Below are 19,671 nucleotides of genomic sequence, written 5' to 3' on the forward strand. Positions count from 1 at the left end.
GAGAACGCCCGTGTGCGAGGGTGGAGGTCATGACGGTAGAACGGTTCGAGGTCCAGCGGCATATCACCGCGTCACCCGCGGAAATCTTCACGCTGCTGTGCTCCCCCGAAGGGCACGTAGCGATCGACAGTTCGGGCATGCTGCAATCGGCGGAGGGAAAGCCTGTCACCGGCGTCGGCGACGAGTTCGTCGTGCACATGGACCGTGAGTCGCTCAACGACCTGCCGATGGGCAAATACGACGTGACGGTGATCATCACCGAATTCGAGCAGGACGCCCACCTCGAATGGACGATCTCGGGCGCCATCAAGCCGCCGATCGAGCACCTGTACGGCTATCGCCTGGAGGCCGACGACACCGGCACACTGGTCACCTCGTACTACGACTGGAGCAAGATCGCGCCCCGCTACCGCGAGGCGGCCATCTTCCCGATCATCCCCGAGGCGGCACTGCGAGCCACCCTCGGCATCCTCGCCCGAACCATCCAGAAATAGCACGGCACACACCATTTCACGCCGGCCTGATTGACCGCACGAGGCCGGGGTATGCCGCCACGGAGAGCGAGGGCCCGCACCGGGTGCTCGCCGGCACGTACAGATGATGGGAGTAGACCATGCTCGGTCTCGGAATTCTCGGATGGATCATCATCGGCGGACTCGCCGGATGGATCGCCAGCAAGATCATGAAAACCGATGCCCAGCAAGGGATCCTGCTCAACATCGTTGTCGGTGTGGTCGGCGGACTGCTCGGCGGGTTCCTGCTCAAACTGTTCGGTGTCGATGTCAACGGCGGCGGACTGTGGTTCAGCTTCTTCACCTGCATCGCCGGCGCGGTCATCCTGTTGTTCCTCGTCGGTTTGGTCACCGGCCGTCGCGGTGTATCGCGTTAACTGATACAACCCCAGTGCACGGCCCGAAGCCCTTTGGCTTCGGGCCGTTTCTGTCTCCCCAGTCAGGCGGCGAAGACAGCGCGGACAACGGACTCGTCGCCTTCGATCTCGACGAGTCCGAGGGCGAGGGCGTCGCTGAGAGTGAGGGCGCCGGCGGCAAGGCCGAGGATGTAGGCAGGGTCGGCACGGACGGTGGCATCGAGGTCACCGCCGTCGTACCGGCCGACCTCGAAGCCGGAGCCGGTCGCGCGGAGTTGAAAGAGAGCGCCGATCTCGAGGCCGATCGTCGCCGAGGGGCGGGCCTCGACCCGGGTGTCGAGCAGGGCGGGGACAGCTAGGGCGAGCCACTCGGGGCGGAATGCGTCGCCCTCGGGGCCGCGCACCATCAGGGGGGTGGACCAACGGATCAGGCTCTCGATCGGCTGGCGTAGCTCGGCACCCCAAGGTGTGAGGGCGTACTCGACGACGCTGCCCTGACCTGTCAGTCGCCGCTCGACCACGCCCGAGCTCTCGAGATCGCGCAGCCGGTCGGCGAGCAGGTTGGTCGCGATGCCGGGGAGCCCCTCGATCAGATCCCGGTAGCGGGCGGGACCCATGAGGAGCTGGCGGACGATGAGCAGATTCCACCGGTCACCGACGACCTCGAGTGATCGGGCGAGCCCACAGTACTGGCCGTAGCTACGCATGACATCCTTCTACTTGAATTTATCCAGTGCACGTGAGATTCTCAAGCATACCGCAGACCCGAGCCGAGAGGGTGCCCGCCATGGCCGATACCACCGAGAGTGCTCGTCCCGCCTGGGTCGACGACGAACTGTTCCCGTTCGAGAGCCGTTTCGTCGAGATCGACGGACACACCGTGCATTACGTCGATGAGGGGTCGGGCCCCGTACTGCTGCTGCTGCACGGCAACCCGACCTGGTCGTTCCTCTGGCGCGACGTCATCCGCGCGCTGCGCGACGACTTCCGGTGCGTCGCCCTCGACTACCCGGGTTTCGGGCTGTCCACGCCGAGGGCCGGCTACCGCTACCTTCCCGAGGAGCACGCCGAGGTCGTCACCGCTTTCGTCGACGCCCTCGACCTCGAGCAGGTCACCCTGGTCGCGCAGGACTGGGGCGGCCTGATCGGCCTAGCGGTAGCACAGCGACGGCCAGGAGTCTTCGATCGGCTGGTGCTTGCCAACACCTGGGCGTGGCCGGTGAACGGCGTGCTGCACTTCGAGGCCTTCTCCCGCGTCATCGGCGGACCCGCGGTCCGCTTCCTGGTTCGGCGGCTCAACCTCCTCGTCAACGCGTTCATCCCCACCGGCCACCGAAGGCGGAAGCCGACCGCAGCCGAGATGACCCACTACCGCCGGGCTCTCGGCACCCCCGAGCGACGGCAAGCCTCCGCGGTACTTCCCGGGCGAGTCCTCGCCAGCCGGGACTTCTTCGCCGAGGTCGAGGCCGGGCTCGCGGATCTCGCCCACCTGCCGACGCTGATCGTGTGGGGTGACGCCGACATCGCCTTCCGTCCCCAGGAGCGCGATCGCCTGGAAGCGACCTTCCCCCAACACAAGACGGTGATCGTGGAGGGAGCCGGAACCTACGTGGAGTCCGACGCGCCCGAGGAGTTCGTTGCCGCGATCCGTGATTGGACGGCGATCCGGCCGGACTGAACCGCGTCACGCGACCATACCTTTTGGTAGGTTGAACTGTACGGTTAAGTATGGTTCCAGCCGCGAGCCGAGAGGAGACGACCATGACCGACGAGCCAGGCAACACCCGGCCGACGGCGCCGGTGTCCAAACGCAAAGCGGCGGCCGCGCGGGGGGCGGCGCGCAGGCTCGGCGTCGAGGACTGGACCGACGCGGCACTGGGGGTGCTGCTGCGCGACGGCGTCGCCGCCATCACCATCGCCAAGGTCTGCGATGAGCTCGGCGTCACCAAAGGTAGCTTCTATTGGCATTTCGACGGTATCGACCAATTGCTCGAGACCACCGCGCAGTTCTGGTGCGCCGATCAGAACGACGCGGCCCGCGGGTTCACCGACCTCGACGAACTGCCGACGCAGGAGCGATTGGCCCGGATGGGCGCCTTGCTCACCGGGGAGCGGGTCTGGCAGGTGGAGCTCGCGGTCCGCGACTGGGCGCGCACGAACGCCAAGGTGGCCGAGGCGGTGAAAGCGCTGGATCAGCGGATCTTCCACACCCTGTCGAAGACCCTGGTCGATATGGGATTCTCGGCGGAACAGGCGGAGATGCGCGCGGGGCTGATGTGCTTCGCCGGGATCGGCTTCGTGCACGGCAACCAGAACCTACCCGTGCCGACCGAGGATCAGCGCCGCGAGTTCTTCCGGTTCATCACCAGCACCGAATCGCCCCGCTGATCTGGGGTGCGCCGCAACGGGTTCCGCGCCGGGTGAGCACGGCGCGGAGGGTCATGTCAGCGCGACCAGTTCGTGCAGCGTGGTCCCGGTGCGTCGCTGCGGTCCGCTCTCGGTGTGCACGGTCAGGTCGAAGCTCGACTCGAATCGGAAGTAGCCCGGGTGCCCGACCAAGCGGTGCACCAGGGGTTTGACCAGGCGCGAACGCACGATCGGTAGATCGTCGAGCAGGTCGTGGGCATGGATGACCCGCTCGACGTCAAGGCGCAGTTCGAGTTTTCCGGGCACCTGCAGTGCGACCCATTCGGGGTAGTTCCGCCCCGCCGTGGCGTCGAAGCGCGCGGGCCCCTCGGTGAGGACGGTCTCGCCGGTGGACAGCACGATGTCGGCATGGTGGGCGAGCATCAGCGGGCTGATCTCGTGTCCACCTCGGCGCTGCTGGGTGAGCACCGAGGCGAACAGCAGCGAGTAGTCCTCGACGTACAGCCTGCCCCAGTGCCAGCGCTCGATGATCTTCTTCATGTCGCCGACGCCCCAGTTGTGGTCGTGGTACCCACGTCCGGTGACCTCGTGTCGCACGCCGTCGATTTCGATCGAGCCGGTGACCGCGGCACGCGGCGCGGCGACCATCCAGCCGAAGGAATCCTTACTGCCGAAACGGGTTTCACCCTTGCCGGGCATCCAGCTGGGGACCTCGTTGTGGAACCGCAGGTCGAAGACGAGACCGTCCTCGGCCATCCGCAGGTGATGGACCGGAAGGCCGTCGTCGCGAAACTCGGTGCGCGCGGTGTTGGCGCCGACGCGCACATCGCAGGCGTCGGGCGAGAACGAGGTCGCCGAGTGCGGATAGCGCCGCGACACCTGGCGGCGGGTGCCGTCGGGGGCGTAGACCATCATCTCCACCCAGGGCCGGGCCAACGGCAGGTCCTCGGGTCGACGTTTGGTCAGGAAGCCGATCACCACGTGGCCGGTGTCGAGGTGCGCGTCGAAGTACCAGTGTTCGAAGGCGAGCTTGCTCGGTGAGGGATGTAACCCGTTGTGGCGCGGCTCGACCGGTGTCAGTTCGCCGTCGCGACGTCCCGGCCCGTTCCACACTTCGACGATGTCTGCGGTATTCATGGCTGCTTTCGGTGGGTTCATCGGCGCAGGGCGCCGCTGGCGTCGAACGCCGCTGTGCGGCCCTGCATCTGGGCTCGATACCAGTTCTCGCGATGGGCGAGCATCAGCTTTTCGTGCGCCCGCGCGAACGGCGGGCAGATCCGGCGCACGATCTCCATCGCGGTGATCAGCGGAAAGCGCAGGATCGGGATGAGGATCCACGGGAACGCGGGTGGCATGGTGTAGTGACGGCGGGTGCCGGGGGCCATGTACATCGCGGAGTACACGGAATTGATCCGGTAGTTGTACTTCTCGCGCCACAGGGTCAGACCACGGTGGCCGTCGCGGGGCGCGAAGGCCGCCGGATAGGACTCGATCAGTTCCGTCCCGTGCTGTCCGGCGTCGTAGGACCGCGACACGATGGTCATCGCCAGTACCCGCAGTCCGTCGAGGACCGTCTCCGGATACCAGCGCACCCGCACGCCGAGCAGGTGACCCATGTACTTCTGGAAGTGCAGCAGCGCACGGATTTCCGACGGCGTCGTCTGATAGCCCAGCGCCCACAGGCCGAGGCCGGGCGTCACGCTGCCCGCCAACAGGGTGAGCATCTGGTAGGTCTGGCTGATCGGCAGCCCCCAGCGTTCGAGGTCCCATTCGGGGTGGCCCGCGACCTTCGCGCGCACCGAGACATGCATGACCCGCACCTTCAGCGCGGTGGCCCGGCCCGGCGAACCCGGGGTGAGTAGCGCGTCAGGGGCGGAGACGTCGATCCAGAAGCGGGTGGTCTCCAGGAACCGGCGCAGGGCGCTGTCGCCCGCGTAGCCACCCGCGAGCGACAGTGGCGTCGCGACCGCGGCCTCGGTGTACATCTCGAGCGTCTCGGCACCGGCGAAGCTGAAAAGCATGGTGCCCCAGCGCCGCCAGATCGCCGCGCCCTGTTCCACCAGTTCGGGCACCACCCAGTCGGGCACCGTCTCGAACTCGGCGAACAACGCGCGCATGGATTCCGGCGCGTCCGGCACCGCATCGATGCCCTCGGCCAGCGCCGTCTCCAGCATCGCGCGCCCGGCTTTCGACCCGATCGCACCGTGCATCACCTCGGCGACGAACCGTTCGGCTACCGGGTCACCGGTGAACAGGTCCTCGCACAGCGCACTCGCCTGCTCGTCGCTGGGAAACAGCCGCTGCCTGGTGACGGTCGTGAAGACGCGCTCGAGCCCACGCACCAGCGGGGCGTCGCGCGCTTCCCAATAGCGAAAGGCGGTGGGGCACTTCACCGGCGGCCCGGAGCGGGTGTGCTCGACCTGACATTCGACGGCATCGACCACTGTCGGCCTCCTGATCTGACATCCGCTCGCTGACTGCGATCGATGTCGACCATACTATGTCGAATCTCTTTCCGTACCTGAAAGTACGGAACCGTCACGGCACGATGCGGTACTTCAGCATCATGTCGTGGTCCTCGTGGTCGAGCAGGTGACAGTGCCACACGTATCCGCGCAGGTCGTCGTGCTGATGACCGGCGTGGTCTGGCGCGCGGTGACCGGTATGGGTATCCGCGCCGACGCGTTCGGTCGCGACCCGGCGCGGGAACGGCGCGTCCGGGTCGAAACCCAGTTCCGCCACGGTCGGGAACCGCACGATGATGCTGGTGACAGTGCCGCCGTCGACCCGCACGATGTCCTTGTTGCCCGCCTCCCACGGCTGCGGCGCCACCATCGGACCGGCCAGGAATCCGTCGGCCGACGGCGCCCATTTCTGGCCGACGGGCGGCTGCGGATGGGCCAGCTGATAGTCGACGGTGCGCAGCGGGGTCCGGCCGAGAATGCGAAAGGTGACCAGGTGCAGGTGGATCGGGTGCGGATCGGGCGTGATGTTGATGATGTTCCACTGTTCGACGGCGCCCTGGCGCGGCATCTCGATATCGGGACTGCTGAAGGTGAGATTGTTCAGCGACATGATCGCGGGCGGCACGCGCAGCTCGTAGGGCTGGCTGACGGTGACATCGCGGATCACCGTCGGTGTTTCGATCGGCGGCAGCAGCGGCGGCAGTCCGGCTCCGCCGCGTAACCGTTCCGGCACGCCGCCCGCGAAGCCGGGCCGATCCTCTACCCGGAACTGACAGAACCGCGGCATCGCGACCTCGCCGAGGATCGCGGCCTGGGACACCGGCGCCTCGTCGTTGCGCAGTTCGACGGTCTCGCCCGGGGCCAGTTCGGCGAAGTCCACCAGCAGATCCACCCGCTCACCCGGCGCCAGCCGCAGCTCGTGGGTCGCGACCGGCGCGTCGAGCAGGCCGTGATCGTTGCCGATCACCCAGAACCGCATCCGGTTGCCGAAGAACAGATTCCATACGCTGAACGACGCGGCGTTGAGTACGCGGAAGCGGTAGAGGCAACGCGCGACCGGTAGATACGGCCAGATCTTGCCGTTGACCAGGCCGATGTCGCCGACGGCTCCACCTTCCCAGCCGCCTTCGGGCACCACCGGTGTCGACCGGACCGATTGGCGCCCGTCCGCGGTGAACAGCTTCTCCTGCAGGACCAGCGGCACTTCGAACTCGCCCGCGGGCAGGCCCAGCGGGTTGTCGGGTCCGCCGGTGTCGAACTCGTCGCGGAGCAACAGCATTCCGGCCAGCCCGGCGTAGACGTTCACGCGGGTGATGCCCATGGCGTGGTCGTGATACCAGAGGTGGCCGGTGTCCTGCGCCAGCGGGAAGTCGTGGTCGATGTCGCCGCCGGGATAGACGAGTTGCTCGGGGTGCCCGTCGCTGTCGGGCGGCGTCACCCCGCCGTGTAGATGCAGCGACGACGGCGGTGTGGTGCGGAAACTCTCGGCGACGCCGTGCAGGCTGGTGTCCATATCGGCGGCGAGCGGGTGCGTGGTCATCCTGTTCGCGAAACGCAGGCGCAGCGGGGTGCCCGCCGGATGCTCGACGGTCGGGCCCAGATAGCTCATGCCGTTGTAGCCCAGCGACGGCGACGGCGGCAGATCACGGTGGAACCGGTGGGTCGTGGTCTCGGCGACGAGTTCGAGCCGGTCGCCCCGCACCACGGGCAGTCGCGGCATCTCGTCGACGAACGGCTCGACCGCCGGGGGGTGGAACAGCAGGGGACTGCGCACTCCCGGTGGCGCGGTGGGGACCGCGCCGACCCGCGACTCCCCCAGCGCCGCGGCAAGCAGGCCCACTCCGGCCGCCCGCAAGAATCGACGGCGTTCGATCGGATGTTCCATGCTCGAGCCCTTCCCTGGCCCGCATCGTTGCGGGCACCGCGCGAGCGACCATACCACCGAGTACGGTAACCAGTACCTCTCTGGATGGCACTCGGTGCATCGTCGCAGCACATGCCGATATCGGCTGCGTCCGAGAAGGACTCGCGACCCGTTCGTACGAGGGATTTCGCGGGTCGGCGCCAGGCGTACGATCAGCGGACCAACATGAGGCGGGGGCTTCCAGCGCGAGGTGATGTCGCATGTTCGATACCGATGTTCTGATCGTCGGCGCAGGTCCGGTGGGGTCGGCGGCCGCCGTGGAGGTGGTCCGACACGGTGTGCGGTGCCGGATCGTCGACGCGCAATCCGATCCGCCGCAGTACGCGAAAGCGGTGGGCATCCAACCCCGCACGCTGGAAGTGTTCGAGGCGATGGGCGTCCTGCGGGAGGTCCTCGACGCCGGGATCCTGATGCGCGGTCAGATCGTGTACATCAACGGCGCCGAGGCCGACCGAATGGATCTGACGCTGCCACCCGAGATCCCTTTCGGGTTTCTCGGATTGCCCCAGTACGAGACAGAGCGGATCCTGCGCCGACACCTCGAGTCGCTGGGCACGCGCGTGGAGCGTGGGGTCCGGCTCGTCGGGTTCACCCAGGACGAGGACGGTGTGGATGCCGTGCTCGCCGGACCCGAGGGCGAGCACACGGTGCGGGCACGGTATCTGGTCGGCTGCGACGGCGCGCACAGCACCGTCCGCAAGACGCTGGGTCTGACGTTCGAGGGTGCGGCCTTCGACGAGCAGTACATGCTCGGCGATGTCGAGCTGGACTGGTCACAACCGCACGGGTACAACGTGCGGTCGATGCACCAGAACAACGGCGTCACCGACGACGTACTGGTGTGCATCCCGCTGCCTGGTCACCACCGCTACCGCGTGTCGATGCGGGTGCCCCCGGAACTCGAGATCGATACCTCCGTCGGCGGCGACAAGATCGAGCACGGACTCGGCACCGGGCCCGGCCCCAGCCTGGCCGATATCCAGGCGGTGCTCGACCGGCTCTCACCCGAGCCGACGACCGCCTCACATCTACGCTGGTCCTCGGTCTTCCGGATCAGCCATCGCATCGTCGACGCCTACGGTCGGGGACGGGTCTTCGTCGCGGGCGATGCCGCCCACATCCACCCGCCCACAGGCGCCCAGGGCATGAACACCGGTATCCAGGACGCCCACAACCTCGCGTGGAAGCTGGCGCTGGCTGTCGCCGAGGTGGCCGCGCCGTCGTTGCTGGCCAGCTACGACGCCGAGCGCAGGCCGGTCGGCGAGGAGGTGGTCGGCCGCACCGTCCGGCATGCCCGCGACGGGATCGGCGTCGACGAGTCGGACCCCGAACGGGTTCTGCTGCGCGAGGCGCAGCTGCTGATCGACTACCGGGACAGCCCCATCGTCACCGAATCCCCCACCGGCGCGCGGTCTCCCCTCGCGGGCAGCCGCGCTCCCGACGCGACCGGGCTGACCAGAGACGGCGTGACGTCACCTTTCCGCCTGTTCCCGCTGCTCGCCGGACCAGGGCACACGCTGCTCCGGTACGTCGACAACACCTGCGACACAGCCACTCTCACCGAGATGGAACGCCACGCCGGGCTGCTCCGGAAACTGACCGACGACCATCTCGACATCTACCTCGTCGCGAGTCCGGGGGCCACCATCGCCCCGACGATCCTCCCGGTCATCCGCGACAGCGACGGCGACTTCGCCCGGCGATACCACTGTGCCGCCGGCGCGGCCTATGTCGTGCGCCCCGACGGCTACCTCGGCTACGCCGCCTCCCCAGCCTCCCCCGCCACCCCGGACGACCTCATCCGTCATTTCGAGTCGACGTTCGCCCCGGCACCCGAGAGCGTGCTGGGGATCGCCTGATCCGCGCGATTACCGCTCGGGCCGGTCCGTCGGTGCGGTGTCTGCCTCGCCGCCGGGATTGTCGCCGGTCCCGATTCTGCGCGGCATCGCCCTCGGCCGAGCACGCCCGGGCGAAGAATCGGCCCCCGTACGCTTCCGACGCGACGCTCCGAAATCTATGACATTGCCTTCGTGCTCGGGGTTCTCGTCGGCCTGCGCCGCGGACAGCGCCGCCCCATGGAACAGCCACGCACCCGTCTCGCCCTGCAACTCCGCTCGGGTCACCGGTCGGGTCGGCGCCGGATCGTCGACTTCCTCCGCGGGCCACGGCCGAGGTCGAGCTTCGTCGACCTTCTCCCGACCTCGTCGCGGCAGTCTCGGCAGCCGGACGACATTCGATGCAGCGCCCGCGGCCGCACCGGAACCGTCCTCGGCGGCCTTGGCTTCTTCCCATTTCCGACGCAGCCGCTCCACCGCATCGAAACGGTCTTCATCAGGTCCCATCGTGAACCCTGCCCCGGTTTCCTGCCGACATCGAACTAACCGCGGACAGGTGTCGCGACAGCTATCGGTCCCACAGCAGCCAACACCCCACACTTCGTCTCAGGCCTATCGTTCACCTTCACATTCTGCATCAAGGCACCCTCCGCCGTCTTCGACCCATCCCAAAGGTCGCGGCAGCGCCCGCTCATCTGTCGAACCGAGCCTCACTCCGCACGGCCTCCGCAACCATGACCCATCCCTTTATCGCATCGAAGTCGCATCGTTACCTCGAGCGCTGCGATCAGGGCTTGCCCGCGGTCACGCCGGTCGCACTCGCGCAGAACTCCCACAGCCGATCGCGGTCGGCGACCGACTCCATGGTGCGCCGCGAGTAGTGCTCGGGCCGCGGCATGCGGTCGTGCCAGAACAGTCCGGACGGCAAGCCGTCGGTGGCGGCGAGCCAGATCGCGGTGTCGGCACCCTGGGCGGGCGTGCGCAACAAAGGGCCGGTCAGCGCCCGAAACCTGGGCAGCGAGGTGGCGACACCCGGAGTGTTCACCCAGCCGGGATGCATGCCGTGCACCGCGATGCCCGCTCCGAAATAACGTTCGGCCAGCATCGGCGTGAGCGCGACCTGCATCCGCTTCGAGCGGGCGTAAGCGGTGGCGCCGCGATAGTCGCCGGTGCGGTACTCGAGATCGTCGGGATGAACGGCCTGGGCGTACATGCCGCCCGAGGACATCAGGATCACCTGCGCGTCCCCTGCGCGCTGCAGTGCCGGTGAGAGCATTTCGGTGAGCAGCAGCGGTCCCAGGACGTGCGTGGCCACACACAGCTCGTATCCCTGTCGGCTCTCGGTGCGGGTGGTTGGCATGACTCCCGCGTTGTGGACGAGTATGTCCACCTGGTCGGCCCGGCCGACGAAATCGGCGGCGAAATCCCGCACGTCCGCCAGGTCGGCGACATCGCATCGCCGCACCTGGACGAGGGCGCCGGGAACAGCCTCGGCGATCTCCGCGGCCGCGGAGATCCCACGCGCGGTATTGCGCACCACCAAGATGACCGCGGCGCCCAGTTCGGCCAGACCGGCGGCGATCGCCTTGCCGATGCCGGAGTTCGCACCGGTGACCATGGCGGTCCGGCCCCGCAGTGCCTGCGGCGCGAACGGCGGCCACCCTCGGCTGCGCACCTGGAAGCCGATCCGGCTGTAGCCGGGGACGACGGTGCGGTCGAGTGCGGAGTCGATGAAGCTCGGAAGGTGAGTGGTCATCGTGCGCCCCTGCCTGATCGATCGACTGACAAGCTATGCATCGTTTGTGCGTCGTTTCAATGGTAGCGTCGAAAGTGTGAGCCGGACAGTCCGCCGGCCGACCGAACTCCGGAGGACGTCATGACCCCCACCTCGCCCAGCAGGAAACGACACCTCGCCGATTCGCCGGACCTACCGGTCGCGGTCCGGGGAAGCGACAAGCGATGACCGGTGATCGACGTCGGGTGGCCGTGATCGGCAGTGGGGTCGCCGGCCTCACCGCGGCCTGGGTGCTCGCCCGCACCTGTGAAGTCGTGCTCTACGAAGCGGATGCTCGCCTCGGCGGCCATGCCCACACCCATCGGGTGAATTCCCGCGCCGACGGCACCGGGGAGTGGCTCGGCGTGGATTCCGGCTTCATCGTGCACAACGACCGCACCTACCCGACCCTGCAGCGTTTGTTCGGCGAGCTGGGCGTGCGCACGCAGGACTCGGACATGTCGATGTCGATCCGCTGTGACGGCTGTGGACTCGAATACGCCGGAGCCAAGGGGCTGCGCGGGATCTTCCCGGAGCCGCGGTCCCTGACCCGCGGCTCCTATCTGCGGATGCTCGGCGAGATCACGCGCTTCCACCGCCTGGCCCGCGCCGAACTGGACATCGACCACGGCGACGACCTGCGCACCGTGGGCGAATTCCTGCGAGCCGGCGCCTTCTCCGACTATTTCACCGCGCACTTCCTGGTTCCCCTGGTGGCGGCGGTCTGGTCGTGCCCGCCGGATCTCGCGCTGCGCTACCCCGCCCGCTACCTGTTCACCTTCCTCGATCACCACGGCATGCTCACTGTGTTCGGCTCGCCCACCTGGCGCACCGTCACCGGCGGCTCGGCCACCTATGTGCGAGCGGTCGCCGAGGGCGTACAGGAGGTGCGCACGGCGGTGCCGGTGCGGGCCGTCCACCGCGCCGCGGGCTCGGTCGAGGTGCGCGACGACGCCGATCGGGTGGACCACTTCGACGCCGCCGTGATCGCCACCCACCCCGGTCAGGCGTTACGGCTGCTGGATCGGCCGACCGCTGCGGAATCCGACATCCTCGCCGCACTGACCTATTCGACCAACCACACCGTGCTGCACACCGACGAGTCCGTGCTGCCCCGCCGCACCGCGGCCCGCGCGTCGTGGAACTACCGACTGCCGCACTGTGATTCCTCGCCGGACCGGGTGCTCGTGAGCTACGACCTGACCCGGCTGCACCGGCTGCCCGCTACCGTCGATCGCCGGTTCCTGGTGACCCTCGGCGACGACGACCGGGTGGCGCCGGACACGGTCGTCGCCACGATGACCTACGAACACCCGCAGTACACGCCGCGTTCGATGGCCGCCCGACGGCGGCTGTCCGAGATCGGCGACCAGACCGTGGCCTTCGCCGGCGCCTACCACGGGTGGGGATTCCACGAGGACGGCGCGCTGTCGGGGCTGCGCGCGGCCGAACGCATCGGCGGTGTGTGGCAACCGCGTCCCGCCGACGCCCCGGCGGTCAAGCAGGAGGTGCGATGACCCGAGCCCGGCTGGTACGCACGGTGATCCGCCATTCGCGTCGCGAACCGGTGCGGCACCTGTTCGCGTATCGCAGCTACAGCTGGCTCGTGGACCTCGACGAACTGCCGAGCCTGCCCTGGCCGTTGCGACCGTTCGCCGGCTTCCATGCCCGCGACCATCTCGGTGATCCGTCGGCCACGCTGCGCGACAACGTCGTCGACCATCTCGCCCAGCAGGGCATCGATCTGCGGGGCGGACAGATACTCATGCTCGCCAACGCGCGGATCTTCGGCTACGTCTTCAATCCGCTCACCGTGTTCTGGTGCCACGACGACACCGGCGCCCTGCGGTGCGTGCTCGCCGAAGTGCACAACACCTACGGTGAACGCCATCGCTATCTCGTCTCGCCGGAGCCGAATCCGTCGGTCGCCAAGGAGTTCTACGTCTCGCCGTTCAACCCGGTGACCGGGCGCTACCGCCTGCGTCTCCCGGTTCCCGACACCCGGCTGCGGTTGGCGATATCGCTCGAGGGACCGGACGGCCGGTCCACCTTCGACGCCACCGTCCGCGGCCTCGTCCGCCCCGCGACCCGCCGCACTGTGACCAGCGCGGTTCTCGCGCACCCGATCGAAACCTGGCGCATCGCCGCGCGCATCCGATGGCAGGGCCTACGCCTGTGGCATCGGGGTCTGCCGATCGTGCCACGCACACCGCATCTCTCCCAGGAGGCTCTGTCATGACCACCATCTCCACCTGCGGTGCGCCGCCCGTCACCGCGTTCGTCGACCGATGGCCGCACCTGGCCGAGGTGCCTCGCGGGGTCCGCGCCGGCGCCGGTCGGCTGGTGGCGGCGGCCTTGTTCCGCCGGGCCGCGCAACGGCTCGCGCTGCGGGTCGAACTGCCCGACGGCACGATGTTCGGCGGCGGCGTCGACGACCCGACGGCCCCGCGGATGGTCCTGCACGACCCGGACGCGTTCGCCACCCGGCTCGGCGCGACCGGCCTCATCGGATTCGGCGAGGCGTACATGACGGGCGACTGGTCGGCACCGGACCCGACGGCAGTCCTCACCGTGCTGGCCTCGGACCTGAGCGCCTTGGTCCCCGCGCCGCTGCAAGCACTGCGTCCCCTCTTCCTGCCCGGACAACCCAGCCGGACCAGGGCCACGCCCGCCGGTGCCCGCAGCAATGCCGCGCACCACTACGACCTGTCCAACGACTTCTTCGCGTCGTTCCTCGACGCGACCATGACGTACTCGTCGGCGCTGTTCGACCGGCTCGACCCCGCCCCGGAGTGGGACGACCTCGCCGCCGCCCAGCACGCCAAGATCGACCGCCTGCTCGACGCCGCGAACGTCGGACCGGGCAGCTCCGTGCTCGAAATCGGTACCGGCTGGGGCGAACTCGCCATCCGAGCCGCGCAGCGCGGCGCGACCGTCCGCTCCGTCACGCTCTCGGCGCAACAGCTCGTGCTGGCCCAGCAGCGCGTGGCCGCGGCCGACCTCGCCGACCGCGTGACGATCGAACTGCGCGACTACCGCGATGTCGACGGCAGCTACGACGCGGTGATCTCGGTGGAGATGATCGAAGCCGTCGGCTACGAGTACCTGGCGGACTACCTGACCGTGCTCGAGCGACTGCTCGCGCCGGGTGGTCACGTCGCGGTGCAGGTCATCACCATGCCGCACGATCGGATGCTGGCCAGCCGCGCGACCCACACCTGGGTGCAGAAGTACATCTTCCCCGGCGGCTTCCTCCCCTCGGAAGAACTACTGGCGCAACTGCTCTCGCGCCACACCGACCTGGAACAGGTGGATCGGAGCGCGATGGGACAGCACTACGCGCACACCCTGCGACTGTGGCAGGACCGGTTCACCGCCGCCGACGCCCAGGTCACCGCACTGGGTTTCGACGAGGTCTTCCAGCGAATGTGGCGGTTGTATCTCGCCTACTCCGAAGCCGGCTTCCGCTCCGGGTACCTGGATGCGCTGCAACTGATCCTTCGGCGGCGCTCGTCGGCCGAGCTCGATGCGGTGGTGGCGCGATGAACCCGACCACGCCCTCCCGGATCCTCGGCGTCGCGACCGCGGCCTACGGCGTCGCGGTCACCGTCCGTCCCGAGATCTTGCTGCGACCCAGCGGGCTCGGCACCGGCGAGGAACCCGAACTGCGCGCGTTGGCCCGCTCTGTCGCGCTGCGCGATGTGCTCTCCGGGCTCGCCTCGGTCATGGCGACCGGCGCCCGTGCGCGCACCGTGGCCGCCTTCGTGCGGATCGGCTCGGACGCCGCCGATACCGCCGTGTTCGCCTACGCGCTGAGGGGCCGTCCCGAACTCGGCAAGACTCTCGCGGTGACCTCGACGTGGGGACTGCTGTGTCTGGCCGGCGCTGTCTACGAGCGTCGCGGGAGAACCCGGCCGGTGCTCGAACGGGGTGCTCACCGGCCATGACGGCCACGCCGGACGGCCCTCAGGCGGCGACGGAGCTGACCGTCGGCACCGTCGCGCGCCTATTGGGAGTTCCGGTCGCCACCCTGCGCAGCTGGAATCAGCGCTACGACCTCGGCCCGCGCGGGCATCTGCCAGGTCGGCACCGCCATTACACCGGTGCCGACCTGGCCGTGGCCACCAAAATGGTCGAATTGGTCAGGGCCGGCGCCACTCCGGGAAGCGCCGCGCAGGCCGCGCGCACCGTGCGCGCCCCCGAGCCGGAGCTCGGCGCGGTCGATCCGGTGATCATCGCCGCCGAGAACATGGACATCTCCCGGCTGCTGGACCTGCTGGCGGCGCACATCACCCATCACGGCGTCGTGCCCACCTGGAACCAGCTGTGCCGACCCGCCTTCGAGCACATCGTGGCTCGTCAGCAGGAGGGCCGCGGCTACATCGACGTCGAACATCTGCTGTCGTGGGCGATCACGACCAGTCTGCATCGCTGTGTCCCGCCCTTGACCGATGCGGGTCGAGAGCCGGAGGTCGTCCTCGCCTGTACCGCGGGCGAACACCATGTGCTGCCGCTCGAGATTCTGCGTGCCGCACTCGCCGAGAAGGGCAGGGCCGCACTGCTTCTCGGTGCGAATGTGCCCGACGACGCGCTGGCCCAGTCGTTGTCGCGGCGAACGCGTCCCGCCGTCGTCGTGCTGTGGTCGCAGACGCCCGCGACCGCGGCACCCGCCGCGCTTCACGCGATCGCGGGGCAAGGTCCGGTAATGTCCGCCGGTCCCGGCTGGACGGACGTCGTGATCGGGCGGCGGCTCAGCTCTCTCGAGGAGGCCGTCGATGTCTTGTCGAACCCCGTGCTGTGACTCGTCGGACAGGAGTGAACCGCTATGCGCTGTGTAGTGTTCGGCGCCACCGGATATCTGGGTGGCCGACTCGTTCCGGAACTGCTCGATGCCGGGCACACGGTCCGGGTGCTGGCCCGTGACCCGGGCAAACTCGTCGACGCCGCGTGGCGGGAACAGGTCGAGGTCGTGCGCGGCGACGTCACCCGGGCCGAGGACGTCCGTGCCGCGCTGGACGGACAGGAAGTGCTCTATTACCTCGTCCATTCCCTGGGCCGCGCCGATTTCGAGAACGTGGATCGTGAGGCGGCGCGCCTGGTCGCGGCCGAATCCACACGGGCGGGCCTGACCAGATCGGTGTATCTGGGCGGCATCACGCCCAGCGGCCAGGAGTTGTCGCGCCACCTCGCCTCACGTGCGGAGGTGGGACAGATCCTGCTGGACGCACCGACGCCCGCCGTGGTGTTGCGGGCGGCGGTGATCATCGGTTCGGGCTCTGCCAGTTTCGAGATGCTGCGGTATCTGACCGAACGGCTACCGGTCATGGTGACGCCGCGCTGGGTGCGCAGCCGGATCCAGCCCATCGCGGTGCGCGATGTCCTGCACTACCTGGTGCGCGCCGCCGACCTCCCCGACACCGTCAACGACGCCTTCGATATCGGCGGGCCCGATGTGCTCACCTATGAGGGCATGATGCGCGGCTACGCCGTGGCGGCGGGGCTGCCCCGGCGAGTGATCCTGCCGGTGCCGGTACTCACGCCGTGGCTGTCGGCGCAGTGGGTCAACCTGGTCACCCCGGTACCGAAGGCACTCGCCGTGCCGCTGATGGAATCGCTTGTCAACGACGTGGTCTGCGCGGAGCACCGCATCGCCGACCACATCCCCGACCCGCCGGAGGGGCTCACATCCTATCTCGGCGCGGTGAGCTTGGCACTGCACCGCATTCGCGATCGGGACGTGCCCACCCGATGGTCGGATGCCGGCCTGGCCGACGCCCCGTCCGATCCGCTGCCCACCGATCCGGACTGGTCCGGCGGCACGCTCTACAGCGATGTGCGCGAGCGGGACACGACCGCCGACCCGGCCACGCTGTGGGCCGTCGTCGAAGCCGTCGGCGGTGAACACGGGTGGTACTCCTTCCCGCTGGCCTGGGCACTGCGCGGGTGGATCGACCGCCTGTCCGGCGGCGTCGGCCTCCGCCGCGGCAGGCGCGACCCACATCGCCTACACGTGGGCGAGGCGCTGGACTGGTGGCGGGTCGAACACCTCGACCGCGGACGGTTGCTGCGCTTGCGCGCGGAGATGCGCGTGCCCGGACGAGGCTGGCTCGAGCTGTCGGTCACCCCGGCCGACGGCGGCGGCGCGCATTACCGTCAGCGTGCCCTGTTCGAACCACACGGACTGGCCGGGCACCTCTATTGGAAGTCCCTCAGTCCCTTTCACGCGATCATCTTCGGCGGGATGGCCCGCAATATCACCGGGGCGGCCGAGTGACAACGGCATCCGGCCGGGCGCACTGCCCGGCCGGATGCCGTTGTCGCACAGATCGACTCAGCGCGGCGCCATCCGGATGGCGCCGTCGAGGCGGATGGTCTCGCCGTTGAGCATCGGGTTCTCCACGATGTGGCGGGCCAGCGCGGCGAACTCGGTGGGCTGCCCCAGACGCGAGGGATGCGGCACCTGCGCGCCGAGGGACTGCAGCGCCTCCTCCGGCAGCGTCTCGAACAGCGGAGTGCGGAACAGTCCGGGCGCGATCGTGACGACGCGGATCTTGAAGCTCGCCAGGTCACGCGCGATCGGCAGGGTCAGGCCGACGATGCCGCCCTTGGACGCGGCGTAGGCGGCCTGGCCGATCTGGCCGTCGTAGGCGGCGACGGAGGCGGTGTTGATGATCACGCCCCGCTCCTCACCGACCGGGTCGGTGCCCGCCATGCGTTCGGCGGCCAGCCGGATCACGTTGAACGTGCCGACAAGGTTGACGTTGATCACCTTGGTGAAATCGGCGAGCGGGAACGCGCCCTTCTTGCCGACGGTCTTGATCGCGTTGCCGATGCCCGCGCAGTTCACGGCGATCCGCAGCGGCGCGAGCGATTCGGCGACGTCGAGTGCCGCGGCAACCGCCGATTCATCGGTCACGTCCGCGGCCGCGAAGGCCGCGCCCTCGCCCAGTTCCTTGGCGATGGCCGCACCGTTGGACGAGGGGAGGTCGACGATGACGACCTTGGCGCCCTTGGCGTGCAGTTCCTGCACGGTCGCCAAGCCGAGACCCGACGCACCGCCGGTGACGATCGCGGACAAGTTGACGAAATCCATACTGTTTCTCCTGTTTTTCGGTGAGGTCTCACCGATATTGACACACTTCGCCAAAACTGTTTGGCTTTCGTGGTGACCCAGCCAGCGCCCCGCCGCCCCGGCCGTCCCTCGGTGCTGGACACCAGGGCCGTGTCGGCCGGCGCGCTGCGTCTGTGGGCCGACCGCGGCTTCGCCACCACCAGCTGGAACGATCTCGCCGAGGCCACGGGGATCAGCACCCGCACCCTGTTGCGGCACTTCTCGTCCCGATCCGAGATCGCCTGGATCGGCGTCGCGCCTGCGACCGAGCGTCTGCAATCCGCACTCGGCGCCGCCGCCCCCGAGGAGCCGCCCGCGGTGGTCGTCCGGACCGCGATCGTCGAATCGGTGTCCCGCGATCCGCAAATCCAGGAGCTGGCCGCGGGCTGGCTGCGGCTGATCTCCTCGGAACCCGAGCTGGCCGCGACCGCTCCCCGGATCTACCGGCCGTGGATCGATACGCTGTCGGGCTACCTCGCCAGCCGACTGCCCGGCACTCCCGCCGCCGTCTGCCGGGCCATGGCGACCGCTTACCAGTCCGCCACCTTCGCCGCGCTGATCGAGTGGGCCGAATCCGGCTCGGAGGGCGACTGCGCGGATTCGGTCGACCGGATGCTGCGATGGATGGATCCGCACCTGCCCGGCTCCACACCGGACTGAACAGCGCTCCCCCGGGGCGGGCGGCGACGGTGGGCAAGAAGTCTCCCGCTTACCGGTCATCCAGTGGTGTCGCCGCCACCGGCGTGGGACTGTCAAGAGGCGAGAACTTTCGATCGAGGAGGCCACCGGAGATGCCGGGAATCAACCACATCGTGCTGTTCGTCGCGGATCTGCCGCGCAGTATCGCGTTCTACGAGGACGTGCTCGGATTCGAGCGGCTCCCCGAAGGATTTCCCGGCGGCGCGTTTCTGCGCTCCCCTGGCTCGGCCAACGACCACGACCTCGGGCTCTTCCAGGCCAGGACACCCGCGGCCGGGCCCACGGGCTCGGTCGGGCTCTATCACGTCGCGTGGGAAGTGGACACTTTGTCCGAGCTCGTAGCCGTCCGGGACCGCCTGGCGGCGGCGCACGCGCTGACGGGGGCCAGTGACCACGGGTCGACCAAAGCGCTCTACGCCCGCGACCCGGACGGCATCGAGTTCGAGGTGTGTTGGCTGGTCCCCGATGAACACGTCGAGGCCGCACTCGCGCCGGGCACCTCGCTGACCGCGCCGCTGGACATCAACGCCCAGATCCAGCGATACGGCGCAGCCACGCCGGGCGGCCCGCGCACCGATCCGCAGGTGTGGGCGCGCGTCGCGGCGCAGCGGGCCGCGACGTCCTGACC

The 19,671-nt window shown here is 68.7% G+C and carries 20 protein-coding genes; 13 read left to right on the plus strand and 7 right to left on the minus strand.

All coding sequences use genetic code 11. From position 1 onward, the window contains the following. The first annotated feature begins 29 nt into the window (after positions 1-29). Both ASD42_RS02110 and ASD42_RS02115 read left to right on the plus strand, forming a co-directional pair. On the plus strand, positions 30-494 hold the full coding sequence (locus tag ASD42_RS02110; protein WP_056809577.1) for a hypothetical protein: 465 nt from the start codon (positions 30-32) through the stop codon (positions 492-494). Positions 495-613: 119 nt separating this feature from the next. Then, on the plus strand, positions 614-889 hold the full coding sequence (locus tag ASD42_RS02115; RefSeq protein ID WP_056809579.1) for a GlsB/YeaQ/YmgE family stress response membrane protein: 276 nt from the start codon (positions 614-616) through the stop codon (positions 887-889). A gap of 62 nt (positions 890-951) precedes the next feature. Here the strand turns inward: ASD42_RS02115 and ASD42_RS02120 are convergent, their stop codons facing one another. Next, complete coding sequence (locus ASD42_RS02120; RefSeq protein ID WP_056809581.1) at positions 952-1,575, minus strand: winged helix-turn-helix transcriptional regulator; 624 nt, start codon at positions 1,573-1,575, stop codon at positions 952-954. 80 nt (positions 1,576-1,655) lie between these two features. On the opposite strand from ASD42_RS02120, the gene ASD42_RS02125 reads away from it, so the two are divergent. Both ASD42_RS02125 and ASD42_RS02130 read left to right on the plus strand, forming a co-directional pair. Then, entirely contained in the window at positions 1,656-2,546 is an 891-nt protein-coding gene (locus ASD42_RS02125; protein WP_056809583.1) for an alpha/beta fold hydrolase, read from the plus strand. 83 nt (positions 2,547-2,629) lie between these two features. Continuing rightward, positions 2,630-3,256, plus strand: a complete 627-nt coding sequence (locus tag ASD42_RS02130; protein WP_056809585.1) for a TetR/AcrR family transcriptional regulator — start codon at positions 2,630-2,632, stop codon at positions 3,254-3,256. Between the two features lie 51 nt (positions 3,257-3,307). Here ASD42_RS02130 and ASD42_RS02135 read toward each other — a convergent pair whose 3' ends face one another. From ASD42_RS02135 to ASD42_RS02145, 3 genes are all read right to left on the minus strand, one after another. Further along, positions 3,308-4,372, minus strand: a complete 1,065-nt coding sequence (locus ASD42_RS02135) for a lipocalin-like domain-containing protein (RefSeq protein ID WP_084786986.1) — start codon at positions 4,370-4,372, stop codon at positions 3,308-3,310. A gap of 17 nt (positions 4,373-4,389) precedes the next feature. Then, complete coding sequence (locus ASD42_RS02140; protein ID WP_235569281.1) at positions 4,390-5,679, minus strand: oxygenase MpaB family protein; 1,290 nt, start codon at positions 5,677-5,679, stop codon at positions 4,390-4,392. Positions 5,680-5,773: 94 nt separating this feature from the next. After that, complete coding sequence (locus ASD42_RS02145; RefSeq protein WP_056809588.1) at positions 5,774-7,585, minus strand: multicopper oxidase family protein; 1,812 nt, start codon at positions 7,583-7,585, stop codon at positions 5,774-5,776. A gap of 239 nt (positions 7,586-7,824) precedes the next feature. On the opposite strand from ASD42_RS02145, the gene ASD42_RS02150 reads away from it, so the two are divergent. Beyond that, on the plus strand, positions 7,825-9,483 hold the full coding sequence (locus ASD42_RS02150) for an FAD-dependent monooxygenase (protein ID WP_056809590.1): 1,659 nt from the start codon (positions 7,825-7,827) through the stop codon (positions 9,481-9,483). 9 nt (positions 9,484-9,492) lie between these two features. Here the strand turns inward: ASD42_RS02150 and ASD42_RS02155 are convergent, their stop codons facing one another. Together ASD42_RS02155 and ASD42_RS02160 are read right to left on the minus strand one after the other, a co-directional pair. Further along, positions 9,493-9,966: a hypothetical protein gene (locus ASD42_RS02155; protein ID WP_056809592.1), complete on the minus strand. Its 474-nt coding sequence runs from the start codon at positions 9,964-9,966 to the stop codon at positions 9,493-9,495. Positions 9,967-10,246: 280 nt separating this feature from the next. After that, a complete protein-coding gene (locus ASD42_RS02160; RefSeq protein ID WP_056809594.1) occupies positions 10,247-11,215 on the minus strand; it encodes an SDR family NAD(P)-dependent oxidoreductase in 969 nt (322 codons plus the stop codon). A gap of 203 nt (positions 11,216-11,418) precedes the next feature. On the opposite strand from ASD42_RS02160, the gene ASD42_RS02165 reads away from it, so the two are divergent. The 6 genes from ASD42_RS02165 to ASD42_RS02190 are packed head-to-tail and all read left to right on the plus strand — an operon-like array spanning position 11,419 to position 17,507. Next, the gene (locus ASD42_RS02165; RefSeq protein ID WP_056809595.1) at positions 11,419-12,750 is read left to right on the plus strand and encodes an NAD(P)/FAD-dependent oxidoreductase; all 1,332 of its coding nucleotides are present in this window, start codon (positions 11,419-11,421) and stop codon (positions 12,748-12,750) included. Beyond that, complete coding sequence (locus ASD42_RS02170) at positions 12,747-13,472, plus strand: DUF1365 domain-containing protein (protein ID WP_056809598.1); 726 nt, start codon at positions 12,747-12,749, stop codon at positions 13,470-13,472. Before ASD42_RS02165 ends, ASD42_RS02170 begins: the two co-directional genes overlap by 4 nt. Further along, positions 13,469-14,779 (plus strand): class I SAM-dependent methyltransferase, encoded by a 1,311-nt coding sequence (locus tag ASD42_RS02175; RefSeq protein ID WP_056809600.1) that lies wholly within the window; start codon positions 13,469-13,471, stop codon positions 14,777-14,779. Before ASD42_RS02170 ends, ASD42_RS02175 begins: the two co-directional genes overlap by 4 nt. Continuing rightward, the gene (locus tag ASD42_RS02180) at positions 14,776-15,180 is read left to right on the plus strand and encodes a hypothetical protein (RefSeq protein WP_056809602.1); all 405 of its coding nucleotides are present in this window, start codon (positions 14,776-14,778) and stop codon (positions 15,178-15,180) included. The genes ASD42_RS02175 and ASD42_RS02180 overlap by 4 nt, the downstream gene beginning before the upstream one ends. Then, positions 15,177-16,034 carry a MerR family transcriptional regulator gene (locus tag ASD42_RS02185; protein ID WP_056809603.1) on the plus strand — a complete coding sequence of 286 codons (858 nt, stop codon included), beginning with the start codon at positions 15,177-15,179 and terminating at the stop codon, positions 16,032-16,034. Before ASD42_RS02180 ends, ASD42_RS02185 begins: the two co-directional genes overlap by 4 nt. A gap of 24 nt (positions 16,035-16,058) precedes the next feature. Continuing rightward, the gene (locus tag ASD42_RS02190; protein WP_056809605.1) at positions 16,059-17,507 is read left to right on the plus strand and encodes an SDR family oxidoreductase; all 1,449 of its coding nucleotides are present in this window, start codon (positions 16,059-16,061) and stop codon (positions 17,505-17,507) included. A gap of 57 nt (positions 17,508-17,564) precedes the next feature. Here ASD42_RS02190 and ASD42_RS02195 read toward each other — a convergent pair whose 3' ends face one another. After that, positions 17,565-18,326, minus strand: coding sequence for a 3-hydroxyacyl-CoA dehydrogenase (locus ASD42_RS02195; RefSeq protein WP_056809607.1), 762 nt, complete (start codon positions 18,324-18,326; stop codon positions 17,565-17,567). Between the two features lie 72 nt (positions 18,327-18,398). On the opposite strand from ASD42_RS02195, the gene ASD42_RS02200 reads away from it, so the two are divergent. Both ASD42_RS02200 and ASD42_RS02205 read left to right on the plus strand, forming a co-directional pair. Further along, on the plus strand, positions 18,399-19,004 hold the full coding sequence (locus ASD42_RS02200; RefSeq protein WP_235569282.1) for a TetR/AcrR family transcriptional regulator: 606 nt from the start codon (positions 18,399-18,401) through the stop codon (positions 19,002-19,004). Positions 19,005-19,135: 131 nt separating this feature from the next. Continuing rightward, on the plus strand, positions 19,136-19,669 hold the full coding sequence (locus ASD42_RS02205; RefSeq protein ID WP_056809611.1) for a VOC family protein: 534 nt from the start codon (positions 19,136-19,138) through the stop codon (positions 19,667-19,669). Positions 19,670-19,671: the final 2 nt, after the last annotated feature.

Origin of the sequence: Nocardia sp. Root136, from assembly GCF_001427185.1 — a bacterium.
Classification (GTDB): Bacteria; Actinomycetota; Actinomycetes; order Mycobacteriales; family Mycobacteriaceae; genus Nocardia; species Nocardia salmonicida.

Bases quoted from the DNA above. Each gene is read 5' to 3' on its own strand.
- ASD42_RS02110 (WP_056809577.1), top strand. From the start codon at position 30: ATGACGGTAGAACGGTTCGAGGTCCAGCGGCATATCACCGCGTCACCC.
- ASD42_RS02115 (WP_056809579.1), top strand. From the start codon at position 614: ATGCTCGGTCTCGGAATTCTCGGATGGATCATCATCGGCGGACTCGCC.
- ASD42_RS02120 (WP_056809581.1), bottom strand. From the start codon at position 1,575: ATGCGTAGCTACGGCCAGTACTGTGGGCTCGCCCGATCACTCGAGGTC.
- ASD42_RS02125 (WP_056809583.1), top strand. From the start codon at position 1,656: ATGGCCGATACCACCGAGAGTGCTCGTCCCGCCTGGGTCGACGACGAA.
- ASD42_RS02130 (WP_056809585.1), top strand. From the start codon at position 2,630: ATGACCGACGAGCCAGGCAACACCCGGCCGACGGCGCCGGTGTCCAAA.
- ASD42_RS02135 (WP_084786986.1), bottom strand. From the start codon at position 4,372: ATGAATACCGCAGACATCGTCGAAGTGTGGAACGGGCCGGGACGTCGC.
- ASD42_RS02145 (WP_056809588.1), bottom strand. From the start codon at position 7,585: ATGGAACATCCGATCGAACGCCGTCGATTCTTGCGGGCGGCCGGAGTG.
- ASD42_RS02150 (WP_056809590.1), top strand. From the start codon at position 7,825: ATGTTCGATACCGATGTTCTGATCGTCGGCGCAGGTCCGGTGGGGTCG.
- ASD42_RS02155 (WP_056809592.1), bottom strand. From the start codon at position 9,966: ATGGGACCTGATGAAGACCGTTTCGATGCGGTGGAGCGGCTGCGTCGG.
- ASD42_RS02160 (WP_056809594.1), bottom strand. From the start codon at position 11,215: ATGACCACTCACCTTCCGAGCTTCATCGACTCCGCACTCGACCGCACC.
- ASD42_RS02165 (WP_056809595.1), top strand. From the start codon at position 11,419: ATGACCGGTGATCGACGTCGGGTGGCCGTGATCGGCAGTGGGGTCGCC.
- ASD42_RS02170 (WP_056809598.1), top strand. From the start codon at position 12,747: ATGACCCGAGCCCGGCTGGTACGCACGGTGATCCGCCATTCGCGTCGC.
- ASD42_RS02175 (WP_056809600.1), top strand. From the start codon at position 13,469: ATGACCACCATCTCCACCTGCGGTGCGCCGCCCGTCACCGCGTTCGTC.
- ASD42_RS02180 (WP_056809602.1), top strand. From the start codon at position 14,776: ATGAACCCGACCACGCCCTCCCGGATCCTCGGCGTCGCGACCGCGGCC.
- ASD42_RS02185 (WP_056809603.1), top strand. From the start codon at position 15,177: ATGACGGCCACGCCGGACGGCCCTCAGGCGGCGACGGAGCTGACCGTC.
- ASD42_RS02190 (WP_056809605.1), top strand. From the start codon at position 16,059: ATGCGCTGTGTAGTGTTCGGCGCCACCGGATATCTGGGTGGCCGACTC.
- ASD42_RS02195 (WP_056809607.1), bottom strand. From the start codon at position 18,326: ATGGATTTCGTCAACTTGTCCGCGATCGTCACCGGCGGTGCGTCGGGT.
- ASD42_RS02205 (WP_056809611.1), top strand. From the start codon at position 19,136: ATGCCGGGAATCAACCACATCGTGCTGTTCGTCGCGGATCTGCCGCGC.